Origin of the sequence: Bdellovibrio sp. NC01 (genome assembly GCF_006874625.1) — a bacterium.
Classification (GTDB): domain Bacteria; phylum Bdellovibrionota; class Bdellovibrionia; order Bdellovibrionales; family Bdellovibrionaceae; genus Bdellovibrio.
This window is the reverse complement of the sequence record NZ_CP030034.1, coordinates 759,780-778,052: the sequence shown is the minus strand read 5'-3', so window position 1 is coordinate 778,052 and position 18,273 is coordinate 759,780. Positions and strand designations below refer to the sequence as shown.

The window sequence follows — 18,273 nt, the reverse complement described above, 5'->3', positions numbered from 1 at the left end:
TATGGCTCAATCTTTTGACGTAGTAGTAATCGGTGCGGGTCCTGGCGGTTATGTCGCCGCTATCCGCTCTGCTCAGCTTGGTTTTAAAACAGCAGTTATCGAAAGAGAATTCTTGGGTGGCGTGTGCTTGAACGTGGGTTGTATCCCATCAAAAGCAATGATCACGGCAACTCACCTTCTTCATAAAGCTCAACATAACTTCAAAGATATGGGCTTGATGATCAAAGGCGATATCAACGTTGATATGAAACAACTTGTGAAGTGGAAACAATCCGTATGTGACAAAATGTCTGGCGGTGTTGGTCAACTTCTTAAAGGTTACGGTGTCACTCACATCAAGGGCGACGCTGAATTCAAATCTTCTAAAGAAATCTCTGTAAAATCGTCTTCTGGTACGGAAGCGATCCAATCAAAATACTTCATCGTAGCAACGGGTTCTCGTCCAATTGAAATCCCTGGTTTCAAATTCGACGAAAAAGATATTTGCTCGTCTACTGGCGCTTTGGCATTCGACGAAATCCCAAAACGTGTTGCAGTTATCGGTGGTGGTTACATCGGTTTGGAAATCTCTTCGTACCTTCGTAAACTAGGTACTGAAGTGACTGTGATCGAAGCGATGCCTTCTCTATTGGCTGGTGTTGTTGATCCAGATTGCGCAAACGTGGTTGTACGTAAGCTTGATAAAGCGGGCGTAAAAATCATGTACGGTGCGAAAGCTAAATCTCAGAAAAAAGTTAAAGACGGCTACGAGGTTACTGTTGAAATCAACGGTAAAGACGAAGTTGTTAAATGCGATAAGATTCTTGTAACTGTAGGACGTCGTCCAAACGGTGACCAAGCGAACTTGAAAGCAGCAGGCATTGCTGTTGACGAGCGTGGCTTCGTAAAAGTGGATGCTCAACGCAGAACAAACGTGCAAAACATCTTTGCTATCGGCGATATCGCGGGCCAACCAATGCTTGCGCATAAAGCTTCACACGAAGGTGTGTTGGTTGCTGAAGTGATCTCTGGTGCAAACCGTGTTTACGATGCGAAAACAGTTCCAGCGGTTGTATTTACAGATCCAGAAATCGCATCTGCGGGTATGACTGAAGCTGAAGCGAAAGCGAAGGGCTACAACGATCTATTGATCGGTAAATTCCCATTCGGCGCGAACGGCCGTGCTGTGAGCATGATGGAAACTGAAGGTTTCGTGAAAATGATCGCTGACAAGAAAACACATGTTTTGTTGGGCGTTCACATCGTGGGTCCTGAAGCTTCAAACTTGATCTCTGAAGCAGTTCTTGCAATCGAAATGGGCGCAAGAATCGAAGATCTTGCTTTGTCGATCCATCCGCATCCAACTTTGGGCGAAACGATCATGGAGTGCGCAGAGGCAACTTTGGGCCACGCGATCCACATCATCCAAAAACCTTTGAAACACTAATTCAGATTTTAAATTTTGAATTTAAAAAGGGAGTGGCAACACTCTCTTTTTTTTGGGCTTTTTTTATTGTTTCACGCTACCGAAGACGATTTCGATTTCGAAATACATTGTCCAGGTTGCAGTGAAGTGTTCGCGGCGTGGCCATGATAGCTCTGGCGTGATTTGCACGAACAGCCAATTCAATGGCAACACAGCGGTACGATAAGTGATGCCTGCGGTGTAGTTATCAGTGTAAAGATTGTTGTCTTCAATGATCGTGATCAAACGTAAATCGAATGACGTTAAGCTGACACGATTGATGGTATAGATCAGTGAAGGCCCGTGATAAGAATTAAATTTTTCATCGCTAATTCCCCAATCCGCCTCATCAAGAAAACGAAACAGCAACTTACGATCTAAGGCATAGTCATTCGTTAGTGACGTCACAGACTCCCACAAACGATCGGAATCCCAACCGACTTGTTGATAAAAGTGATTCACGACATCGCCAGTTAAAAAGTTCTTACTTACACGCGCTAAAGCACCGTAAGCAACAGGACGACTGAAGCGAAGATTAACACCTTGGTTGAATTCCCAAGGGTTGGCTTCTTTAAATTCCTTTTGGGTCACTTTGCCTTCGTCGTCCTGCGGACCATTCCACCAATTTTGAAACTTCTTTTCCGTGTCTTTCCAATTCGGCAAACTTAAATTTAAATTGGTAGAAATATCATAGGACCCAGAACCTTTCGAATTCACGTAAGACGTTTGATAAATACGCAAACTGCTTTCGTAGTATTCATCCAAGGCACGAGTGGTACCGAACAAACGGTCGACTTCATTGGCAAGAACGATCACGCGATCTGACATGCCTTCTTGCGGACCTTGCAAATAATCAGCGGCGCGTTCGATCAAGGGCTTTGCCGGTTCAGGCTCTTTTTCGAAATCTTCAGGCTCGGTATCGACAGGACCTTTCAGTCTTTTCTTTTTCTTTTTTGGTTTGGCTTCTGCCGCGGGTGTGATCAACGTGTTGGTCATCGTTTTTTCTGATGACGGTGCTGGAGGTAGATTTGTTGTCGTTCCAGCTGGAGCCGTAGGTGGCTTAGGAATCGGCTTTTCGCCTAACATCTCTTCTGGCGAAGGCGTGCTTTGAGTGCTTTGTGCAAAACTCACAGAGCCAACGAACAATAACATGAAGAGAAAGAATTTAGCGAACACGACACCTCTCCCTTGTAATCCTAAGTATTATTAGGAGAGATGTCATGAAACTAATGAGAGATATTTTTATGGACGTTCAACGATAGCAGTTACGCCCATACCGCCCGCAGTACAGATCGAAATCAAACCGCGACCCGAACCTTTTTGTGCAAGCATTTTTGCAAGACTCACAAGAATGCGTCCACCTGTCGCTGCGAATGGATGACCAAGAGCCAAACTTCCGCCGTTCACATTCAATTTACTGCGGTCGATGGAACCTAGTGCACCGGGCTCGCCAAGTCTGTTCACGCAATATTCTTCAGTTTCCCATGCTTTCAAAGTACAAGCGACTTGGCCCGCGAATGCTTCGTGAATTTCATAGAAATCAAAATCTTGGAGTTTCAAATTATTTCTACGAAGCATACGAGCTACTGCATAGGTTGGTGCCATCAACAAGCCTTCACCAGCGACGTAATCAACCGCTGCCACTTCCGCATCAACCAAGTAAGCAAGAACTGGAAGATTATGCTTTTGTGCAAAGTCTTCGCTACCAAGAAGAACCGCAGCCGCACCGTCCGTCAATGCCGTACTGTTCCCTGCTGTCAACGTGCCCTTGCCTGTGAAGTCGAATGCTGGTTTTAACTTCGCTAGCTTTTCAAGACTTGTATCACCACGAACGATCGTATCTTTTTTCAAATTTTTGAATTCAAAAACAAGATCGTCAAAGAAGCCCGCTTTCCACGCTTTGTCGGCGTTTTGGTGGGATGCCAATGCAATCTTATCTTGTTCCAATTGTGAAATGCCCCACTCTTGAACCATCAATTCTGTATGCTGACCCATTGAAAGGCCTGTGCGCGGCTCAACCACTGCTGGGAATTTTGGTTTCAAATCTTTTGGTCTTAATTCCGCAAATTTTGCGATACGACCTAGGACAGATTTTTCTTTTTGTGCATCCATCATGATCCACGAAAATCTGTGCGGCAAAACCCCTGCGATGTCAGAGTTTGTATCAGTACCACCAGCGATACCGCTTTCCATCGCACCTGAAGCAATCTTCAAACCGATTTGCCAAGCAGTTTCCAAACCTGTACCGCAGGCACGTTGTACGTCGTAACCCGGAGTATGAGGATCCAAAGCTGAACCCAAAACTGACTCACGCGCCAAGTTCCAGTCAGAAGCATTCTTCATAACTGCACCCAAAGCGACGTCGCCAAGGCGTTGACCTTGAAGATTCGTTTTCTCTACAAGATTGCGAATTGTTGCTGTCATTAACTGTTGATTCGAAATGCGCGAATACAGACCCATTGATTTCGTGAATGGAGTTCTTGAACCCGCGATGATCGCTACAGGTCGCATTTGTTTCGTTTTCATCATAAGGAAATCCTTTTGTGTCAGAAACCTCGTATTCGAGGCCTTGATTATCTACCTACTGGTAGGTAGAATATGCCCATGGATACTAAAACACAAGCGATTAAAAGCGCCAAAGCTCAGCTCCAACTAAAAGGATTTAATGGATTTAGCTTCCAGGATATCGCTGACGATTTGGGTATCCGCAAAGCCAGTTTGCATTATTACTTTAGCTCAAAAGAAGACCTGGGTTTAGCTCTGATTTCAGATTATGAAGATGCATTTCTACAATGGACGCTTTCGCTGGGTGAAGTGAAAGCTCTAACGAAGCTAGAACGTTTCTTCGACATGTTCCAAGATATGTCATCAGATAAAATGAAGGTCTGCCCGACTGGTGTGTTTTGCATCGACTACAACACTTTGGGCACAAAAATGAAAACGGCCTTGCTTGAACTCCATAAAGGACAGAAGGAATGGATCGAACAAGTTCTGCGCGAATGTGTTTCTGATGGCGACCTTCGTAAGGGACTTAAGATACCGGAAGTTGCGAACTTGATCTTAAGTATGGTGCAAGGTTCGTTGCAAATCGCACGTCTGACCGGCAGTCAGCAATTGGTGAAGAACAACTATCATTCCCTTCTTATGATGTGTAGAAATCGCTAACCTTCTTATATGGAGGTTCGCATGAAACATCTGATCGCACTTTCCATTCTATCGCTCTTCTTTGCACTGAACTCGCACGCGCAACCAGCAGAAAAAGATAACATGAGCGGCCCACCTATGGAGCAAGGCCACGAAGGTGACTCGCCCCATACGACTGAGAAAAAGGGCACGGGCACCAAAGGGAAAAAATTAAATCGCACACAAGGAACTGGAGCCGTATCGGGTTCAGGAACTGGTGGCACTGCTGAACAATCAGACGAGAAAGCAAAACTTCGTCATCATGAATAGAACTGCTTTTCCAAAGTGAATACTAGACGTTCGCGCAGCTAAGGATCAACAATCTAGATCGAGCGAAGGTCTTATCAAATGTGAGTTATTGCTTGGTCCAGTTCCAAATTGGAGCTACACTGGCGCCTGACACATTTTTCACGGAGGAAAAATGACAAACCACTTGTCGCGCGTTCTAGTGTGCCTTCTGTTACTTATTGGAACTTCATTCGCACATGCTGCTGAGCCAATGAAAGAATGGAACTTCCTAGTATTTATCAACGGTGTGAACAACCTTGATAGCTTCGGAGCTCAGAACATCAACCAAATGGAAGAAGTTGGTTCTTCAGACAAGATGAACATTCTTGTTCAATGGGGTTCTGCTAAAAATCCAAACGTGCAACGTCTGCTTGTTAAAAAAGATAACGACAAAAAGAAAGTCACATCACCAGTTGTACAAAACTTGGGTGGCGCTGACATGGGTGACTGGAAAGAACTTGTTCGTTTCGTTGATTGGGCAAACCAAAACTATCCAGCAAAACACTACTTCATCGTTGTTTGGGATCATGGTAACGGCTGGCATTTGACGAGTGTTAATAACAACGGCACTCATATCCAAGATATCTCTTGGGATGACAGAACTGGCAACTACATGACGACTGAACAATTGGCTCAAGCAATGGCAGAGTCAGCAAAAATCATCGGTCATAAAGTAGATATCTACGCTTCCGACGCGTGCTTGATGGGTATGATCGAAGTTGCTTCTGAAATGCAAGATTCAGTTAGCTATTACGTAGGTTCACAAGATGTTGAGCCAGGTGCCGGCTGGCCTTACAACACGTTCCTAACTAAATGGGCCGCACAAGTTGATTCATTGAATTCAGCACAAGTGGCAGCTCTTCTTTCAAAAGACTATACAGCTTCATACAACGGCGGCATCAACGGCAAAAGACCCGTAACAATGTCAGCATATGATTTGTCTAAAATCGGTGCTTACGAAGCAGCCTTCGCACAAGTGGGTAGCGATTTGAACAAACTTTCTGCTTCAGACATCGCGAAAGCAAAAATGGCAGCAGGTAATACGAAGTTCTTCACGAACTGGGATTACAGAGACGCTTTGGACTTCTTAACTCAGCTTGAAAAAGGCGGCATCACTGCCTCTTCTTTCGCAGCTCTTCGTTCTGCACAAAACAGCTTTGTGCTTTCAAACGACCAAACTCAAGATCAAAAAACTTGGGGTGTTTCTGTTTGGCTGCCTTCAGATGACAGCGACTATTCACAGTATGCTGAACGTTACCAAGGTTTACGCTTCCATAAAAATTCTGACTGGGGTTCATTCCTTAAGACTTTGAATAAAAAATAATTTTTAAGACATAAAAACGAAAAACCCGGTTCACAAGACCGGGTTTTTTATTTTTTAGAAGAGCTATTTTAAAGGCGGAACGGATTCACTAAAGCGCTTTACCATTTCCATGATTTTCGCCTCATCCGTTTTTTCAGACTCATAACAAATATCAAAAAGATCCAACAACGCATCCGTTGTATTAGCCTCAATATCCCCGTCTAAAAATCCCATCGACCATTCTTTGAAATAGCGCTGGGAACTTTCAGTTTGCACAAGAACTTTGAGTTTATAATTGCGATCGTCTTCTTTGATCTTCTCAACAAGATCTAAAACCGTTGCCTTGTTACCCTCAAGAACTTGCACGAAATAACCGTCGCGATAAATCAATACGCCGGTAGTTTCAGCCAGGGAATTATTTTTTCGAGAGGTCTCTAAGATATCGCGGATGTCAGTGTAACTGAGATCCGCGACTGCGTGACTTAAATAAATTAGGTGAAAAACCTTAGGCATGTTCCATGTCGCGGCCAACCATAATAACGGCTTCGCCTTTAACGACCATGTCGCCATTGTCCTTCGTTACGTTTGTTTCGACAGTCGCAATGCCTTTTTCTTTACGAACGGCAGTGATCTTGATCGTGATTGTGATTGTGTCGTCGATGAAAACCGGATTAACGAATTTCAAAGATTGACCCAAATAAACACCGCCACCACCGATGCACTCAACAAGCGCGCGAGAAATCAACGCGCCTGAAATCATACCGTGAGCAATACGACGACCGAAACGAGTTTTAGCAGCGTATGCATCATCTAAGTGGATTGGATTATGGTCGCCAGAAAGCTCTGCAAACTGGTGCACCATTTTATCAGTCACTTTCACAGTCACTGAACTTGTAAATCCTACGTCGATGTTTTTATTCGCTGCCATTTTTAACTCCTACAGAATATTTGCTGCCAACTCTGCAAGCTCTGAACGTTCACCTTTAGTCAAAGTGACATGAGCTGCAATCGAGTGACCTTTGAATCTTTCAACCGCATACGTCAAACCGCTGTTCGCTGAATCTACGTAAGGATTGTCGATCTGATAAACGTCACCCGTAAGAACGACTTTTGTTCCTCTTCCGGCACGAGTAACAATCGTCTTGATCTCATGCGGAGTCAAGTTTTGTGCTTCGTCAACGATCAGGTATTGCTTCGGAATGCTGCGACCGCGAATGTAAGTCAAAGGCTCGATGTTCAACATGCCTTGATTGATTAATTCTTGCGCACGACCCGCTGCTTTTTTGTCCGCACCCATCAAAAACTCAACGTTATCGAAGATGGGTTGCATCCATGGATTCAATTTTTGTTCGATATCACCCGGCAAGTAACCGATGTCGCGGCCCATTGGGAAAATCGGACGAGAAACCAGCAATCTTTGGAATTGCCCTTGATCCAACGTCTTATGAAGACCCGCAGCGATCGCCATCAAAGTTTTACCAGTACCAGCTTTACCCACCAGCGATACGAACATGATTTCGTCATTCAACAAACAATCCAGTGCGAAAGCTTGCTCAACGTTTCGTGCATGAATACCCCAGATAGAATCTGCAGCTTGCATCAACGGAACGATGGCTTTTTCAGCAGCACTGTAACGACCGATTGCAGAGTGATTTGGATTCGCAGAATCCTTCATGATCACGTACTGATTCGCGTACAATTTTGCATCTGATTCAAAACGTTTTTCTTTATAGAAAGCGTCGATCTGCGCAGGAGAAACCATGATCTCATGGTAGCCTTCGTACAAATCGTCGCGGTTGATGTCATTCGTTTCGTAGTCTTTAGCGATAACGCCGTAAACGTCTGCCTTAATACGAAGATTGATGTCTTTAGAAATCAACTCCACTTTGTAGCGTGGATGTTGTTTTTGCAAAGCCAAAGCAGTGTTCAAGATACGGTTGTCCGCTTTGTGGTGATCCAACTCTGACGGCATACCAGCCAACATCAAATCCGTATTGATGTAAACCATCGTTTCAGAGTTATCAATTTGCACACCACTTGCTAAAGAGCCCTTCGCACGAAGAACGTCGATGAAGCGGCTGAATTGACGAGCATTGCGACCGTTCTCACCTTGATCTCTTTTGAATTTATCGACTTCTTCGATAACAGAGATAGGGATATGAACATCAGCTTCTCCAAAACGCAAAATAGCCTGAGCGTCGAAAAGAATAACGTTCGTATCAATAACAATTTTTCTGCGTTTCGCTTTACTCAAGAGAACCCTCCGACTTGGTCTTTCCTCGATTTGCTCGAGGTAAAAATAAAACATGGGATTTGAAGCATCCGGCTGCAGAGACCCCACAGCTAAATTGCAACAAATCCCAAGACCAAAGTCTACGGAAAAGCCCCGTGACTCGAAAATTAGAAGAACGAAAAATTAAGAAATATGAGAAACAACGACGTCGCCTGTGTCTGTCTTCAGACTCGCACTGACCGTCTCAATGAACTTAATAAAATGATGGAGTGCAACATCATTCACAGTGCCTTTTACGAAATTAGCACCATGACGAACGATACCTTCATCTTCAATCACACGCGCATTGGTTACGCGAATCGTGAATGGGAAATAAGTTGAGTGATTAAGATAAACACGCATTGCAACTTCTTCGTCTTTTTGGAATGCGCCTTCCAACATGTCCAATTCAAATGCCAAACCATTTTCAGAGATATCGTACAAAGCAGCCTTCAAAAGGCCTTTCTCTGGAAGGATGACAAAAGCACCCACAAATTCTGTCAAAATGGTGCGTTTTACTTCACGGCGATCTCTGCTCAGGATCTCTTGACGTGCCTCAGTAATGTCATGAACCTGTGCCGCTTCGGTTTTATTCTTTCCCAAAGAGTTTTCAGATCTTAGGCGCGTTGTGAACTCGAGAACTTTCCCCATTTATCCCCCATATAAGTGATATTCTTATCGGCAGGAATTGTTTCAACTTTAGCCATCTTGCACCTAAGTCTAGTTTGTACCATAATGAGACCATGAAACGAGTTCTAGAGGCCATATCCGCGAGTTTACTCTTCCACATTCTGCTTTTATTGGCAGTGGTGGTCCTTGCTCCGCGCTTTGAAAATAAGCCTCCAGAAACGATCGAAATCGCCTTGGCTCCCCCGCCGCCGACGGAGCTCATGAAAAAAACGGCGAAAAAAGAAAAACAAATCGTGCGCCAAGCACTTGTGCCTGACCAATTGAAAGCGCAAGAAGACGACACGTTGGCGCGCTTCCTTTCCGAGCAAAAACAACGCGTGAAAAAAGAAATGCAAGCAGCTGATAATGGCATGACTGCAAATCGTAGCAACCAAGCTGCCGCACAAGCTCGCCAACAACAGCAACAACAAGCGCAGCAAAAACAGCAAGCCCACAAAGAAGATGTCACTGAAAAAGATAAAGACGGTTATCGCACGGTTGATATCTCTAAAGAGTTGCGCGAGATGAATCAATTGAACGAAGGTCGCTCTTCCGTCGGCGAATCACTGCCAACAGACGTAAAAATTGGCTCATTCACAGCTTTAAATACGGATCGTTATCTGTTCTATACATTCTACGCGCGCATCGAAGAACTTGTACGTTTCCGCTGGGAATCACGCGTACAACAAGCGATCAATACCTTTGATCAATCGACGGCAATGGCTGCCAGCAACAGAAATTGGAACACGCAGGTTGAGTTCTTATTGGATCGTCGCGGCTTTTTACAAAAAGCCATCATCATGAAAGAATCTGGAATTAAATCTTTCGATGCCGCCGCGGTAAATGCCTTCAAAGAAGCGCGCGTATTCCCGAACCCACCGCAAGAGATGGTTCAGGATGACGGCTACATTCATTTGCAATTCACATTCACGGTGAACTATCGTCCACCGATGATGGTGAATGCTCGCTAGTACTTTCCGATTAAGTTTTTTTAGGAATAAATTTTAAAGACGCCGAGTTGATGCAATAACGTAGACCTGTCGGTGCCGGTCCATCATCAAACACGTGACCCAAATGCGAATTGGAACCTTTCGCACGAACTTCGACACGCATCATTCCATGACTCAGATCTTCGATTTCAACAATCGCTGCCGAATCAATCGGACGAGTAAAACTTGGCCATCCCGATCTTGAATCGAATTTATCTTCGCTTGAAAAAAGCGGGACGCCAGAAATTGCATCGACATAGATGCCCTCTTCATGATTGTCCCAATAGGCATTGCGGAAAGGTGCCTCGGTTCCGTTTTCAACCATGATTCGGTACTGCTCTGGAGTCAGAAGTTTTCTTAATTCAGCTTCGTCTTGGGGAAGTCCACACTTCAATTTCTTATCACTCATACCAAAGTTTTATTCCTTCCTAGAGCTTTAGTCCAGAGGACAACGGATTTCATGTTACTCGCCACGGCGCCTTGTTAGGATAGATGAATATGAAATGTTTTAATTTGCTAGCCGTCGTTTTGGTCAGTTTCGTCACGTTATCCGCAAATGCTATGTACACTGAGTTAGGTGCCCAATATGGCTTTAAGACTCAGACTTACGATGAAAACAACAGCAACAAAACAGAATCTTTCACGGGCTCCGTATCACTTTACTTCTGGGAACGAATCGCTCTGGAGCTTAGCTATACAGATGCAACGACGATTGTAGAATCAAAGGCCTTCACTGCCGATCCTCGCCGCGTGACGAAACAACGTTCACAAATTTTGGGCGCGGATTTGATCTTTGTCTTGGCAGAAAAAACGGCGTTGTTCCAACCTTATATTAAGGGCGGCGTGGCGCAAATCAATCGCACGCAAACAGTTCAGATCGAAGGCGTAGACACTTACACCAATGATCCTGAAAAAGCATTGGCGCCAAGTTACGGTGTTGGTTTGAAAGTCGCTTTGACTGACAGCTTTAGTTTAAAATTCAGTTACGATGCGTGGAAAACTCCGGTGGGTAACGATACATCCACTGACGACTCTGCCTTCCGTGCCGGTATCTCGTGGATTCTTTAAAGTATTTGATTTTACTTTTTCCTCTGCTAACAGGTTGCCAAGTCAGCTACCTGTTTAGCTCGGCCTACAATCAAGTCAAACTTTTGAACAGCCGTGTTCCAATTGATGATGCCCTCAAAGATCCAAACATTTCGACTGAAGAAAAACGTAAACTGGAACTTGCACAAAAAGCACGTCAGTTCGCGGAAAACGATCTGCATCTTAAGCCCACACAAAACTACACGTCTTATGTGAAATTGGATCGTCCTTATGTCACTTACGTTGTCAGTGCCGCTTATAAGTGGGAATTGAAACACTATCAGTGGTCTTACCCTATCGTTGGCAAAATGCCTTACAAAGGTTATTTCAACGAAGCCGATGCTAAATCTGAAGAAGAAGAATTAAAAAAAGAAGATTTAGATACTTACATGCGTGGCGTTTCCGCCTACAGCACACTCGGTTGGTTTAAAGATCCTTTATTAAGCTCGATGCTTCGTTATAAGGACTTCGATCTTGTGAATACAATCATTCACGAAACCGTGCATGCGACTTTGTACATCAAACACGAAGCTGACTTCAATGAGCGCTTAGCAAACTTCCTGGGCAATAAGGGTGCAGAGATGTACTACTTAAAAACGGAAGGCCCCCAGTCAGCGACATTAGCTGAGGTTCGCAAAAACAACGAAGACGACAAATTGTTTTCAGCTTTTATCTCTAAAGAAATTCGTGATTTGACAGAGTGGTATAAAAAACTTCCGGCAACAGATCGCAAAGAAGAACTTCGTGCCGCACGAATTGCCGAAATTCAAAAACGTTTCGCCGACGAGGTTCTGCCAAAAATGCAAACCCGTGACTGGGATAAGTTTACAAAAGCAAAACTCAACAACGCTCGCCTATTGGTATTTAAAACCTACATGCAAGACATGAGTGACTTTGAAACTTTGTATGAACAATCAGGTCGCGATTTCAGTAAATTTATTGAGCGCTGCAAAGCCTTACAAGGTGAAAAAGATCCTGCCGCTAAACTTAAAGAGCTGATCGCGAATCCGACGTAACCATTTTTCGACGATAAAACAAAATAATCACCGCGCAAATCACGCCAATTATTTCCATCAGCCAAAGTCCCACAAATACCCAGCGGTACTTTTCAAAAAGGAAGCCGCTCATCAAGTGCACTATCCCTGACAAAATGCCAAAACCAAGATTGTAGACGAGCGAAAAAAGCGTGCAACGCAAGGCCGTTGGTACTCGCTGACAGACATAAGCAATCAATGGGCTGTAACCGATAATCGCGACAGAACTTATGCCGGCGGAAATCAGGATCATCACAAGCGTGCTGAATCCCAAGCGCGCTTGTGCGCCCGCGTGATGAGTGACCCAATATTGCAAGAGCATGAACAGAGGAAAAATAAAAATTAAACTTAATGTCAATCCATGCAACAAAACAGTTTCACTCCCAATCCTATCTGCACGCCGTCCCCACAGATAATAACTTGGCATATACAGCAGACTTGAAGTCGCAATGATAAAACTGACCGTTGGCGCATCAACCTTCAATACCGATTGAAAGAAATAAAGTTTATAGATGTTACTAATGTATCCAACCACTCCCAACCCCACCATGAGCGGTAAGATCATCAGGAAGAAATTTTTTAGTTGGATTTTATTACTAAGAAATCCGGCAAGATGATCGCGATACTCAGCAGGGGTACTTCGTTCTGTATGAACTTGATCAAACTCATCGCTGCGATGAAGACGAAAAGTAAAATACAAAACCAGAATCGACAGCATGAAACACGCACGCCATCCCCACGATAGAAACGCTTCTATACCAATCATTAATTTTAGAATCACGATGATCGCCATCGCCGCTAAATACCCAGCAGGTACAGACAGCTGTAATAAACTTGTGTAGCGGCCTTTCGCACCTTCAGGCGCTAATTCATAGCCAAGAATTGCTGAACAGGAATACGTTCCACCAATTGCAAAACCTTGTCCCAGCCGCAAAAAGACATTCATTAAAGAAGCAACGATGCCAATCTTTTCGAAGGACGGCAAAATGCCAATTCCTAATGTCATGACTCCCAGCAAGCCCATGCTCTGAACTAAAGATTTTTTTGCACCACGAGTGTCACCAACGAAACCAAAGAACAGCGCCCCAATCGGTCGCAATAAAAATCCAAGAAAGAAACTAAGAAGTGAACTGACAGAAGCAAAGCCTGTGGAAGCAGGATTGAAAAACAGAGTGGTGCTTTCGATATAAAGAATGCCGGAAAGGTAGAAGCAGTAGAACGACAACAGATTTACAAGACACAGGGTAGCTAACTTATCCCAGAGTCTCGCAAAGCTTGTTGGTTGTTCCATATCATTTTTCTTCTATGACCTTCGGAGCTGGAAGATTTTTTTTGTCTGTCTTCGGAGCTTCAGGGTTTGCAAGCATCGACTTAATTCGTTTTGTTAAGTCTTGTTTAATTTGTAGATACTGAACAAAACGATCAGCACCTAAAAGTGGTTTCAGCTTATCAAACTCTTCTTCGCTAATATGATTGTAAGATTGCAGTGTTTTACGGTAAGCCACGAGCTGCTCTTCACGTTTCTTTGTGTTCGCGGCTTTTGACATCTTTTCGGTAATTTCTTGAAGTTCGTTATTAAGATCGGCTTTCTTACGGTTGAGGTCCTTCACAATGTCAGTGAATTTTTTCTCCTCAACCGGAGAAAGCTTTAGCTCATCACTTAATTTCCAAATGAAAAGCTCTTCTAACTGATTTTTTTTATCGGAAGTTTCAGCCCTTGCGATTTGGGTCTGAACTGTTTGGAAGACGATGAATGTAAAAACTAGGATTATGAAACGCACGTCGATCCACCCGCAATGGGTGATTAGCGCACGCTCTCACCCATGATTTTGTTGAACTTAGCTACTGATAAAGTTTCAAATGATTCATTAGCTACGTCCACAAAAAAGTCAGATTCAGACTGAGTGCTGATTAAAGTCTGGGACACATCTTCAGGAGCCAATAAAGCTTCTGCGACGATGCGTTCATGACCGTCACTCAAAAGACCCACGCGTTGCATGCCCTGGTTCACTTTTGACACCTGCCCGATCATCATGAAAGACATCAGGAACAGAGACATTAACCCCCCAACGGGGTAAAGCCATCCGCGCCAGTGAGCACGGAGCATGTTTCTGGGCGTCATCAAGACTGGCGGTGGTGCCATTTCAGCTTCTTCAACTTTCGCCATGATCTTGTCATGGAGTGAATCGAAGAAGTCGTCACTCATCGCCATTTCGAAATCATCCATGGCCTTCATTTTCTTGCGAACTTTGTCCAAAGGGACATTTTGCTCATCACGACGATCCATGTACCTATCCTTCTGCTTCCGCAAATCTATGATTCATTTCTGTAAAGAAACCACCAACTTCTTCAGTCCAGTTTTTAAGCTCTTCTTGTTGCTCAAAAGTCTGACGAAGTTTCATCAAAGCGTGGCGGTAATTCGCTTTGGCTGTATCGTATGGGCACTCCATGATCTCAGCGATTTCGTTAAAGCTAAGATCTTCGTACACACGAAGAACCAAGGCTGTCTTCTGTTTCATTGGCAACTTATCTACTTCTTTTTGAAGTATGTCAGCCACCGCCGTGTGGACCAGAGTGTGTTCAGCCTCTGCTTCCACTGCTAAATGCACGTCTTCAACATCTACAGTATCGCGCTTAAATTCGCGCAGTTTGTTGCGAGCTGTGTTCACGCCAATTTGGAACAACCAGCTTTTGAAAGACGCACGCCCTTCAAATGAGTTCAGTTTCTCGTAAGCTTTGATGAAAGCTTCCTGAGTCACGTCCTCAGCTACATCCATGTCTTTTACAAACCTCAAACTCAAGCGCAGCAAACTTCTCTGATGTCGTTTCACGAGTTCGGAAAAAGAGCGTCTGTCCCCCGACTTCACTTTTTCTACCAGTTCAAGATCCGATAGCACTATTAGATCTCTCTCCATACTTTGACTCGTTTCTGTCTATTTTCGGTTAACGTTCTGAATTTTTTTCCAGAAGAGCCATCTTGCCCCCTCTCAGCCCCCGGTAAATTCGCCCCCAAACCCGCGGTGCCTACACTGTTTCTAATAAGCAACGTTGATGCCAATTTGTGCAGAGTCAATGTGGCCCTAAATATATGAAACTATTTAGGAATTACGCATTTTGTTATGACGCACATAAGAAATTCTTATGGGTCTGGATATGGCCTTGGGAGAGGTCGCGTTGACTCGATTTGCCAACGAAATGATCCTAATAAATAGGAGGACTTATGAAAACACTGGCCGTGTTAACTGTCTGCCTTCCCATCTATATATATGCTCAGCAGCCACAACATTCTGCCCAGCAAACTCCCAAAAGTCAGAGCTCGCAAGCGATGGCAGAGCCACCAGAGCCAACTCCAAAACAAACGGAAATGCCTGACACCACTTTAGTGGGAACAAAAAAGCAGCAGAAAGAAGCGAAAAAAAAAGCTGAAAAAGAAATGAAGAAAAAAGAAAAAGAGGTGAAGGACGAACGTATTCACTAATTTCGTTTCGTCCCTCTTTTAAAGATTTACTAATTGCCAGCGTAGTTTTGCTGAAGCTGTGGTTTATTTTCTGAATTGATCCCCAGCTTGCAATAATTTTTCTTAGCCGACGTATAGGAACTATAGTTCGCAGAATTCCTACCCGTGTACGGAACGGAATTGTATTCGTTCAAATGAGTCATGCCTTTTTGATAGTGCACTTTATAAACTTCACGAGTGTTGCTATCGACCACTTCAAAGTCATAACCAAGATTGGTCTTCCACATGTCGACCACAAGCCATGCATGCGCCATGATGCCGGGAATCTGCAGTTTCTGGTAAGCAATACGCCCGCTGCGCACTTCTTGATAAAGTTCATCCATCATTGATTTTAAAACATCCGGAGCCACACGCGTTTTGCCGCTAAGACCACGCAACCATCCAAACGCAATGCCTTCGCTGATTTGCCAACGGTTCAAAGCGGATTGAATTTGTTGATGATAGTCGATTGAAAATTCATACAAGTTTTTATAACCAGGAATTTCAACGACCGCGTCGTTCGCGATGATCGCATCAATGATACGTTTAGCGCGATCCGCTGAAGCACGGGGAAGTTCCGGGCGATAGACCGCGATGTAAGTGGCGTTGCGGGTGAACATCGAATGCCACCAACAGACTCCGCCGTTACCGATGCCTCCGGCATTTAAAAACGACAGACGATTTTGATAATTGTAAATCAAGCTTTTGTAGTAGTTCGGATCTGTGCCCTGCGTGCAGTATTCTTTTTTACTTGCCGGAGCTTGTTGTTGTCCCGACTTATCAATGTCTTTTGCGTAAGTCAGCGATGCCGCCGTCAAAATTACAGCGAGCGTAAGTAAAGATAGGTTCTTCATGAAGCCCTCGTTCGTTAGGTTGTTATTTGAACGAAGGCAGGAATAACAAGCCGAAGAAATTTTGGCTTGTTATGAGTTTGAAATCTTAGTTAATTATTTTTGTTCTTCAGAGTCGTCCGCATATTCCGCAAGCCCTGCAAGATCCACGAGCGTTCCATCAGATCCTTGGCAGAAGGCCGTTTGCGAGCCGCGTGCATTGCGTGCGATGACCACAGTACCCTGCACCCATCTGCAGTATTTGCTTCCTGGATTATGAGGATTCACTCCTTCTGAAGGTAATTTCACGCCGCGCACTTTATCTAAAAACGTACGCGCATCACACGAACCGTTAATACAAGATTCAGAAAGCAACGCGTCTGTTTTCATATCGTAACAAACCGTAAAATCTTTTTCGTTCGCAGTCCAAGTCGCAGGACGACAAGTGGCCCCAGCCGCCAAGGAAGCAAATGTGATGACTAAAAAAAGTATTTTATTTGAAGACACCGACACTCCCCGTATTAGCAGTTAACTCACTGGCGCCGTACCAGCAGCCGACGTACTCGTCGACTTCATCAGGATTCGAGCAGATCTGTTTGTACTGACCTGACCACGTTCGGCACGCACAGGCTTTGGCACCTTTGGGTTTCCAATTCGTGCCCCAAGAATTGCGCACAAGATAACTGCATTGCCCATTGATGCTCTTGCGACCCGTCACTAAGATCGAATGCGCTTCGCAGTCTGGACGTGTGCCATCCATTGCATCACGCTGCGAATTCTGAGACTTCTTGACGACGCCTTTATAAGATTTATCTGTAAAAAGATTCGCGCAGACCATAAGCTGCGCTGGCATGGTTTGATTCAAACCCTTATCCATCGCACGCTTCATGTTCACGTCAGATCCGAATTGAAAAACTTCAATGTCTGGAACTTTCACCGGATGAGTTTTGCAATTCTTAAACAGGTTTTGCAAAACCGCTGGAGCTGAAGCGCCCATGACATTCCTTTTCAGAGCAACACTTTTAAGTTGCTCTTGCTGCTTGCACGACACTCCGGTTGTTGAAGTCATGACACTTGAAACTTTTGTCCAATCGGTTTTGTTGCTTTTAGGATTCAAATTTTGATAAACAGTTTCAAGGAAATGCAAAACTTCAGCTTCGGAACCGCCACTGACTTTCATATATTCAGCAAGACGCGCTTTCACTTCTTTATCGCTACACACGCCTTTTGCGCGAATCGCATCGTTCACATCGGTCGCAACACCTGCGTAAAGAGAGTTGGCCTTAAATGGATTCTTAGTTCCATAAGTGTCGTAAGCCGCATAGACAGGATTCGTTAAATCATAAGAGGTATCGCCTTTTTTGAAGCGATAGTAATCTGTCATTTGTGCTGTCGTATAAGCATAACAAATCCCAGTGCCATCTTGATCGTAAACTGGAATTTTATTGAACGGTGAATTTGCACCTTGATTCAAATCCATGTCGCCGCAATCAGCATTTAAATTCCCGCCATCAGCTTTTGCTGCCGGCTGCGTTTTTGCGGGTGGATTGAAGGTCACTTTTTTTCTACCGCCCGCAGTCTGTGCGTGGCCAGCAGAGCAAAAAAGAAGAATGGAAATGGCGAAGTGAAGGGACGTACCAGTCATTCCATTATTGTCGCTAGGCCGTTGGCTTTCGACA

Annotated in this window: 22 protein-coding genes; 8 read left to right on the top strand and 14 right to left on the bottom strand. The window is 44.3% G+C overall.

Annotation, left to right across the window (positions count from 1 at the left end; genetic code table 11):
* The first annotated feature begins 1 nt into the window (after position 1).
* Positions 2 to 1,426, top strand: coding sequence for a dihydrolipoyl dehydrogenase (gene lpdA / locus DOE51_RS03770; protein ID WP_142695249.1), 1,425 nt, complete (start codon positions 2 to 4; stop codon positions 1,424 to 1,426).
* Positions 1,427 to 1,489: 63 nt separating this feature from the next.
* Here the strand turns inward: lpdA and DOE51_RS03765 are convergent, their stop codons facing one another.
* Positions 1,490 to 2,620, bottom strand: a complete 1,131-nt coding sequence (locus DOE51_RS03765) for a hypothetical protein (protein WP_142695248.1) — start codon at positions 2,618 to 2,620, stop codon at positions 1,490 to 1,492.
* A gap of 66 nt (positions 2,621 to 2,686) precedes the next feature.
* Complete coding sequence (locus DOE51_RS03760; protein WP_142695247.1) at positions 2,687 to 3,973, bottom strand: acetyl-CoA C-acetyltransferase; 1,287 nt, start codon at positions 3,971 to 3,973, stop codon at positions 2,687 to 2,689.
* 75 nt (positions 3,974 to 4,048) lie between these two features.
* Here DOE51_RS03760 and DOE51_RS03755 point away from each other — a divergent pair, with 75 nt between their 5' ends.
* The 3 genes from DOE51_RS03755 to DOE51_RS03745 all read left to right on the top strand — a co-directional run bounded on the left by DOE51_RS03755 (position 4,049) and on the right by DOE51_RS03745 (position 6,239).
* Positions 4,049 to 4,609 carry a TetR/AcrR family transcriptional regulator gene (locus DOE51_RS03755; RefSeq protein ID WP_168196386.1) on the top strand — a complete coding sequence of 187 codons (561 nt, stop codon included), beginning with the start codon at positions 4,049 to 4,051 and terminating at the stop codon, positions 4,607 to 4,609.
* A gap of 21 nt (positions 4,610 to 4,630) precedes the next feature.
* Positions 4,631 to 4,897, top strand: coding sequence for a hypothetical protein (locus DOE51_RS03750; protein WP_142695245.1), 267 nt, complete (start codon positions 4,631 to 4,633; stop codon positions 4,895 to 4,897).
* Between the two features lie 151 nt (positions 4,898 to 5,048).
* Positions 5,049 to 6,239: a clostripain-related cysteine peptidase gene (locus tag DOE51_RS03745; RefSeq protein WP_142695244.1), complete on the top strand. Its 1,191-nt coding sequence runs from the start codon at positions 5,049 to 5,051 to the stop codon at positions 6,237 to 6,239.
* Between the two features lie 63 nt (positions 6,240 to 6,302).
* Here DOE51_RS03745 and DOE51_RS03740 read toward each other — a convergent pair whose 3' ends face one another.
* The 4 genes from DOE51_RS03740 to DOE51_RS03725 all read right to left on the bottom strand — a co-directional run bounded on the left by DOE51_RS03740 (position 6,303) and on the right by DOE51_RS03725 (position 9,141).
* Positions 6,303 to 6,731, bottom strand: a complete 429-nt coding sequence (locus DOE51_RS03740) for a BLUF domain-containing protein (RefSeq protein WP_142695243.1) — start codon at positions 6,729 to 6,731, stop codon at positions 6,303 to 6,305.
* Positions 6,724 to 7,146 carry a MaoC family dehydratase gene (locus DOE51_RS03735; protein ID WP_142695242.1) on the bottom strand — a complete coding sequence of 141 codons (423 nt, stop codon included), beginning with the start codon at positions 7,144 to 7,146 and terminating at the stop codon, positions 6,724 to 6,726. The genes DOE51_RS03740 and DOE51_RS03735 overlap by 8 nt, the downstream gene beginning before the upstream one ends.
* A gap of 9 nt (positions 7,147 to 7,155) precedes the next feature.
* Positions 7,156 to 8,526 (bottom strand): PhoH family protein, encoded by a 1,371-nt coding sequence (locus DOE51_RS03730; protein ID WP_142695241.1) that lies wholly within the window; start codon positions 8,524 to 8,526, stop codon positions 7,156 to 7,158.
* Positions 8,527 to 8,634: 108 nt separating this feature from the next.
* Positions 8,635 to 9,141: a PilZ domain-containing protein gene (locus DOE51_RS03725; RefSeq protein WP_142695240.1), complete on the bottom strand. Its 507-nt coding sequence runs from the start codon at positions 9,139 to 9,141 to the stop codon at positions 8,635 to 8,637.
* Positions 9,142 to 9,233: 92 nt separating this feature from the next.
* Between DOE51_RS03725 and DOE51_RS03720 the strand changes: the two genes are divergently transcribed.
* On the top strand, positions 9,234 to 10,130 hold the full coding sequence (locus DOE51_RS03720; protein WP_142695239.1) for an energy transducer TonB: 897 nt from the start codon (positions 9,234 to 9,236) through the stop codon (positions 10,128 to 10,130).
* 10 nt (positions 10,131 to 10,140) lie between these two features.
* Here DOE51_RS03720 and msrB read toward each other — a convergent pair whose 3' ends face one another.
* On the bottom strand, positions 10,141 to 10,557 hold the full coding sequence (msrB, locus tag DOE51_RS03715; protein ID WP_142695238.1) for a peptide-methionine (R)-S-oxide reductase MsrB: 417 nt from the start codon (positions 10,555 to 10,557) through the stop codon (positions 10,141 to 10,143).
* 89 nt (positions 10,558 to 10,646) lie between these two features.
* On the opposite strand from msrB, the gene DOE51_RS03710 reads away from it, so the two are divergent.
* Positions 10,647 to 11,216 (top strand): outer membrane protein, encoded by a 570-nt coding sequence (locus tag DOE51_RS03710; protein WP_142695237.1) that lies wholly within the window; start codon positions 10,647 to 10,649, stop codon positions 11,214 to 11,216.
* Between the two features lie 5 nt (positions 11,217 to 11,221).
* The gene (locus tag DOE51_RS03705) at positions 11,222 to 12,250 is read left to right on the top strand and encodes an aminopeptidase (protein WP_246845335.1); all 1,029 of its coding nucleotides are present in this window, start codon (positions 11,222 to 11,224) and stop codon (positions 12,248 to 12,250) included.
* Here DOE51_RS03705 and DOE51_RS03700 read toward each other — a convergent pair.
* The 4 genes from DOE51_RS03700 to DOE51_RS03685 are packed head-to-tail and all read right to left on the bottom strand — an operon-like array spanning position 12,222 to position 15,183.
* A complete protein-coding gene (locus DOE51_RS03700; protein ID WP_142695236.1) occupies positions 12,222 to 13,559 on the bottom strand; it encodes an MFS transporter in 1,338 nt (445 codons plus the stop codon). The genes DOE51_RS03705 and DOE51_RS03700 overlap by 29 nt on opposite strands.
* 1 nt (position 13,560) lies before the next feature.
* Positions 13,561 to 14,049 (bottom strand): hypothetical protein, encoded by a 489-nt coding sequence (locus DOE51_RS03695; RefSeq protein ID WP_246845333.1) that lies wholly within the window; start codon positions 14,047 to 14,049, stop codon positions 13,561 to 13,563.
* Positions 14,050 to 14,072: 23 nt separating this feature from the next.
* On the bottom strand, positions 14,073 to 14,555 hold the full coding sequence (locus DOE51_RS03690; protein WP_142695235.1) for a hypothetical protein: 483 nt from the start codon (positions 14,553 to 14,555) through the stop codon (positions 14,073 to 14,075).
* A gap of 4 nt (positions 14,556 to 14,559) precedes the next feature.
* Positions 14,560 to 15,183: an RNA polymerase sigma factor gene (locus tag DOE51_RS03685; protein WP_142695234.1), complete on the bottom strand. Its 624-nt coding sequence runs from the start codon at positions 15,181 to 15,183 to the stop codon at positions 14,560 to 14,562.
* Between the two features lie 305 nt (positions 15,184 to 15,488).
* Between DOE51_RS03685 and DOE51_RS03680 the strand changes: the two genes are divergently transcribed.
* Positions 15,489 to 15,746, top strand: a complete 258-nt coding sequence (locus DOE51_RS03680; RefSeq protein WP_142695233.1) for a hypothetical protein — start codon at positions 15,489 to 15,491, stop codon at positions 15,744 to 15,746.
* Between the two features lie 29 nt (positions 15,747 to 15,775).
* Here the strand turns inward: DOE51_RS03680 and DOE51_RS03675 are convergent, their stop codons facing one another.
* The 3 genes from DOE51_RS03675 to DOE51_RS03665 all read right to left on the bottom strand — a co-directional run bounded on the left by DOE51_RS03675 (position 15,776) and on the right by DOE51_RS03665 (position 18,239).
* Positions 15,776 to 16,618 carry a hypothetical protein gene (locus DOE51_RS03675; protein ID WP_246845331.1) on the bottom strand — a complete coding sequence of 281 codons (843 nt, stop codon included), beginning with the start codon at positions 16,616 to 16,618 and terminating at the stop codon, positions 15,776 to 15,778.
* Positions 16,619 to 16,711: 93 nt separating this feature from the next.
* A complete protein-coding gene (locus tag DOE51_RS03670; protein WP_142695232.1) occupies positions 16,712 to 17,101 on the bottom strand; it encodes a DUF333 domain-containing protein in 390 nt (129 codons plus the stop codon).
* A complete protein-coding gene (locus DOE51_RS03665) occupies positions 17,088 to 18,239 on the bottom strand; it encodes a C1 family peptidase (RefSeq protein WP_142695231.1) in 1,152 nt (383 codons plus the stop codon). Before DOE51_RS03665 ends, DOE51_RS03670 begins: the two co-directional genes overlap by 14 nt.
* Positions 18,240 to 18,273 lie beyond the last annotated feature (34 nt).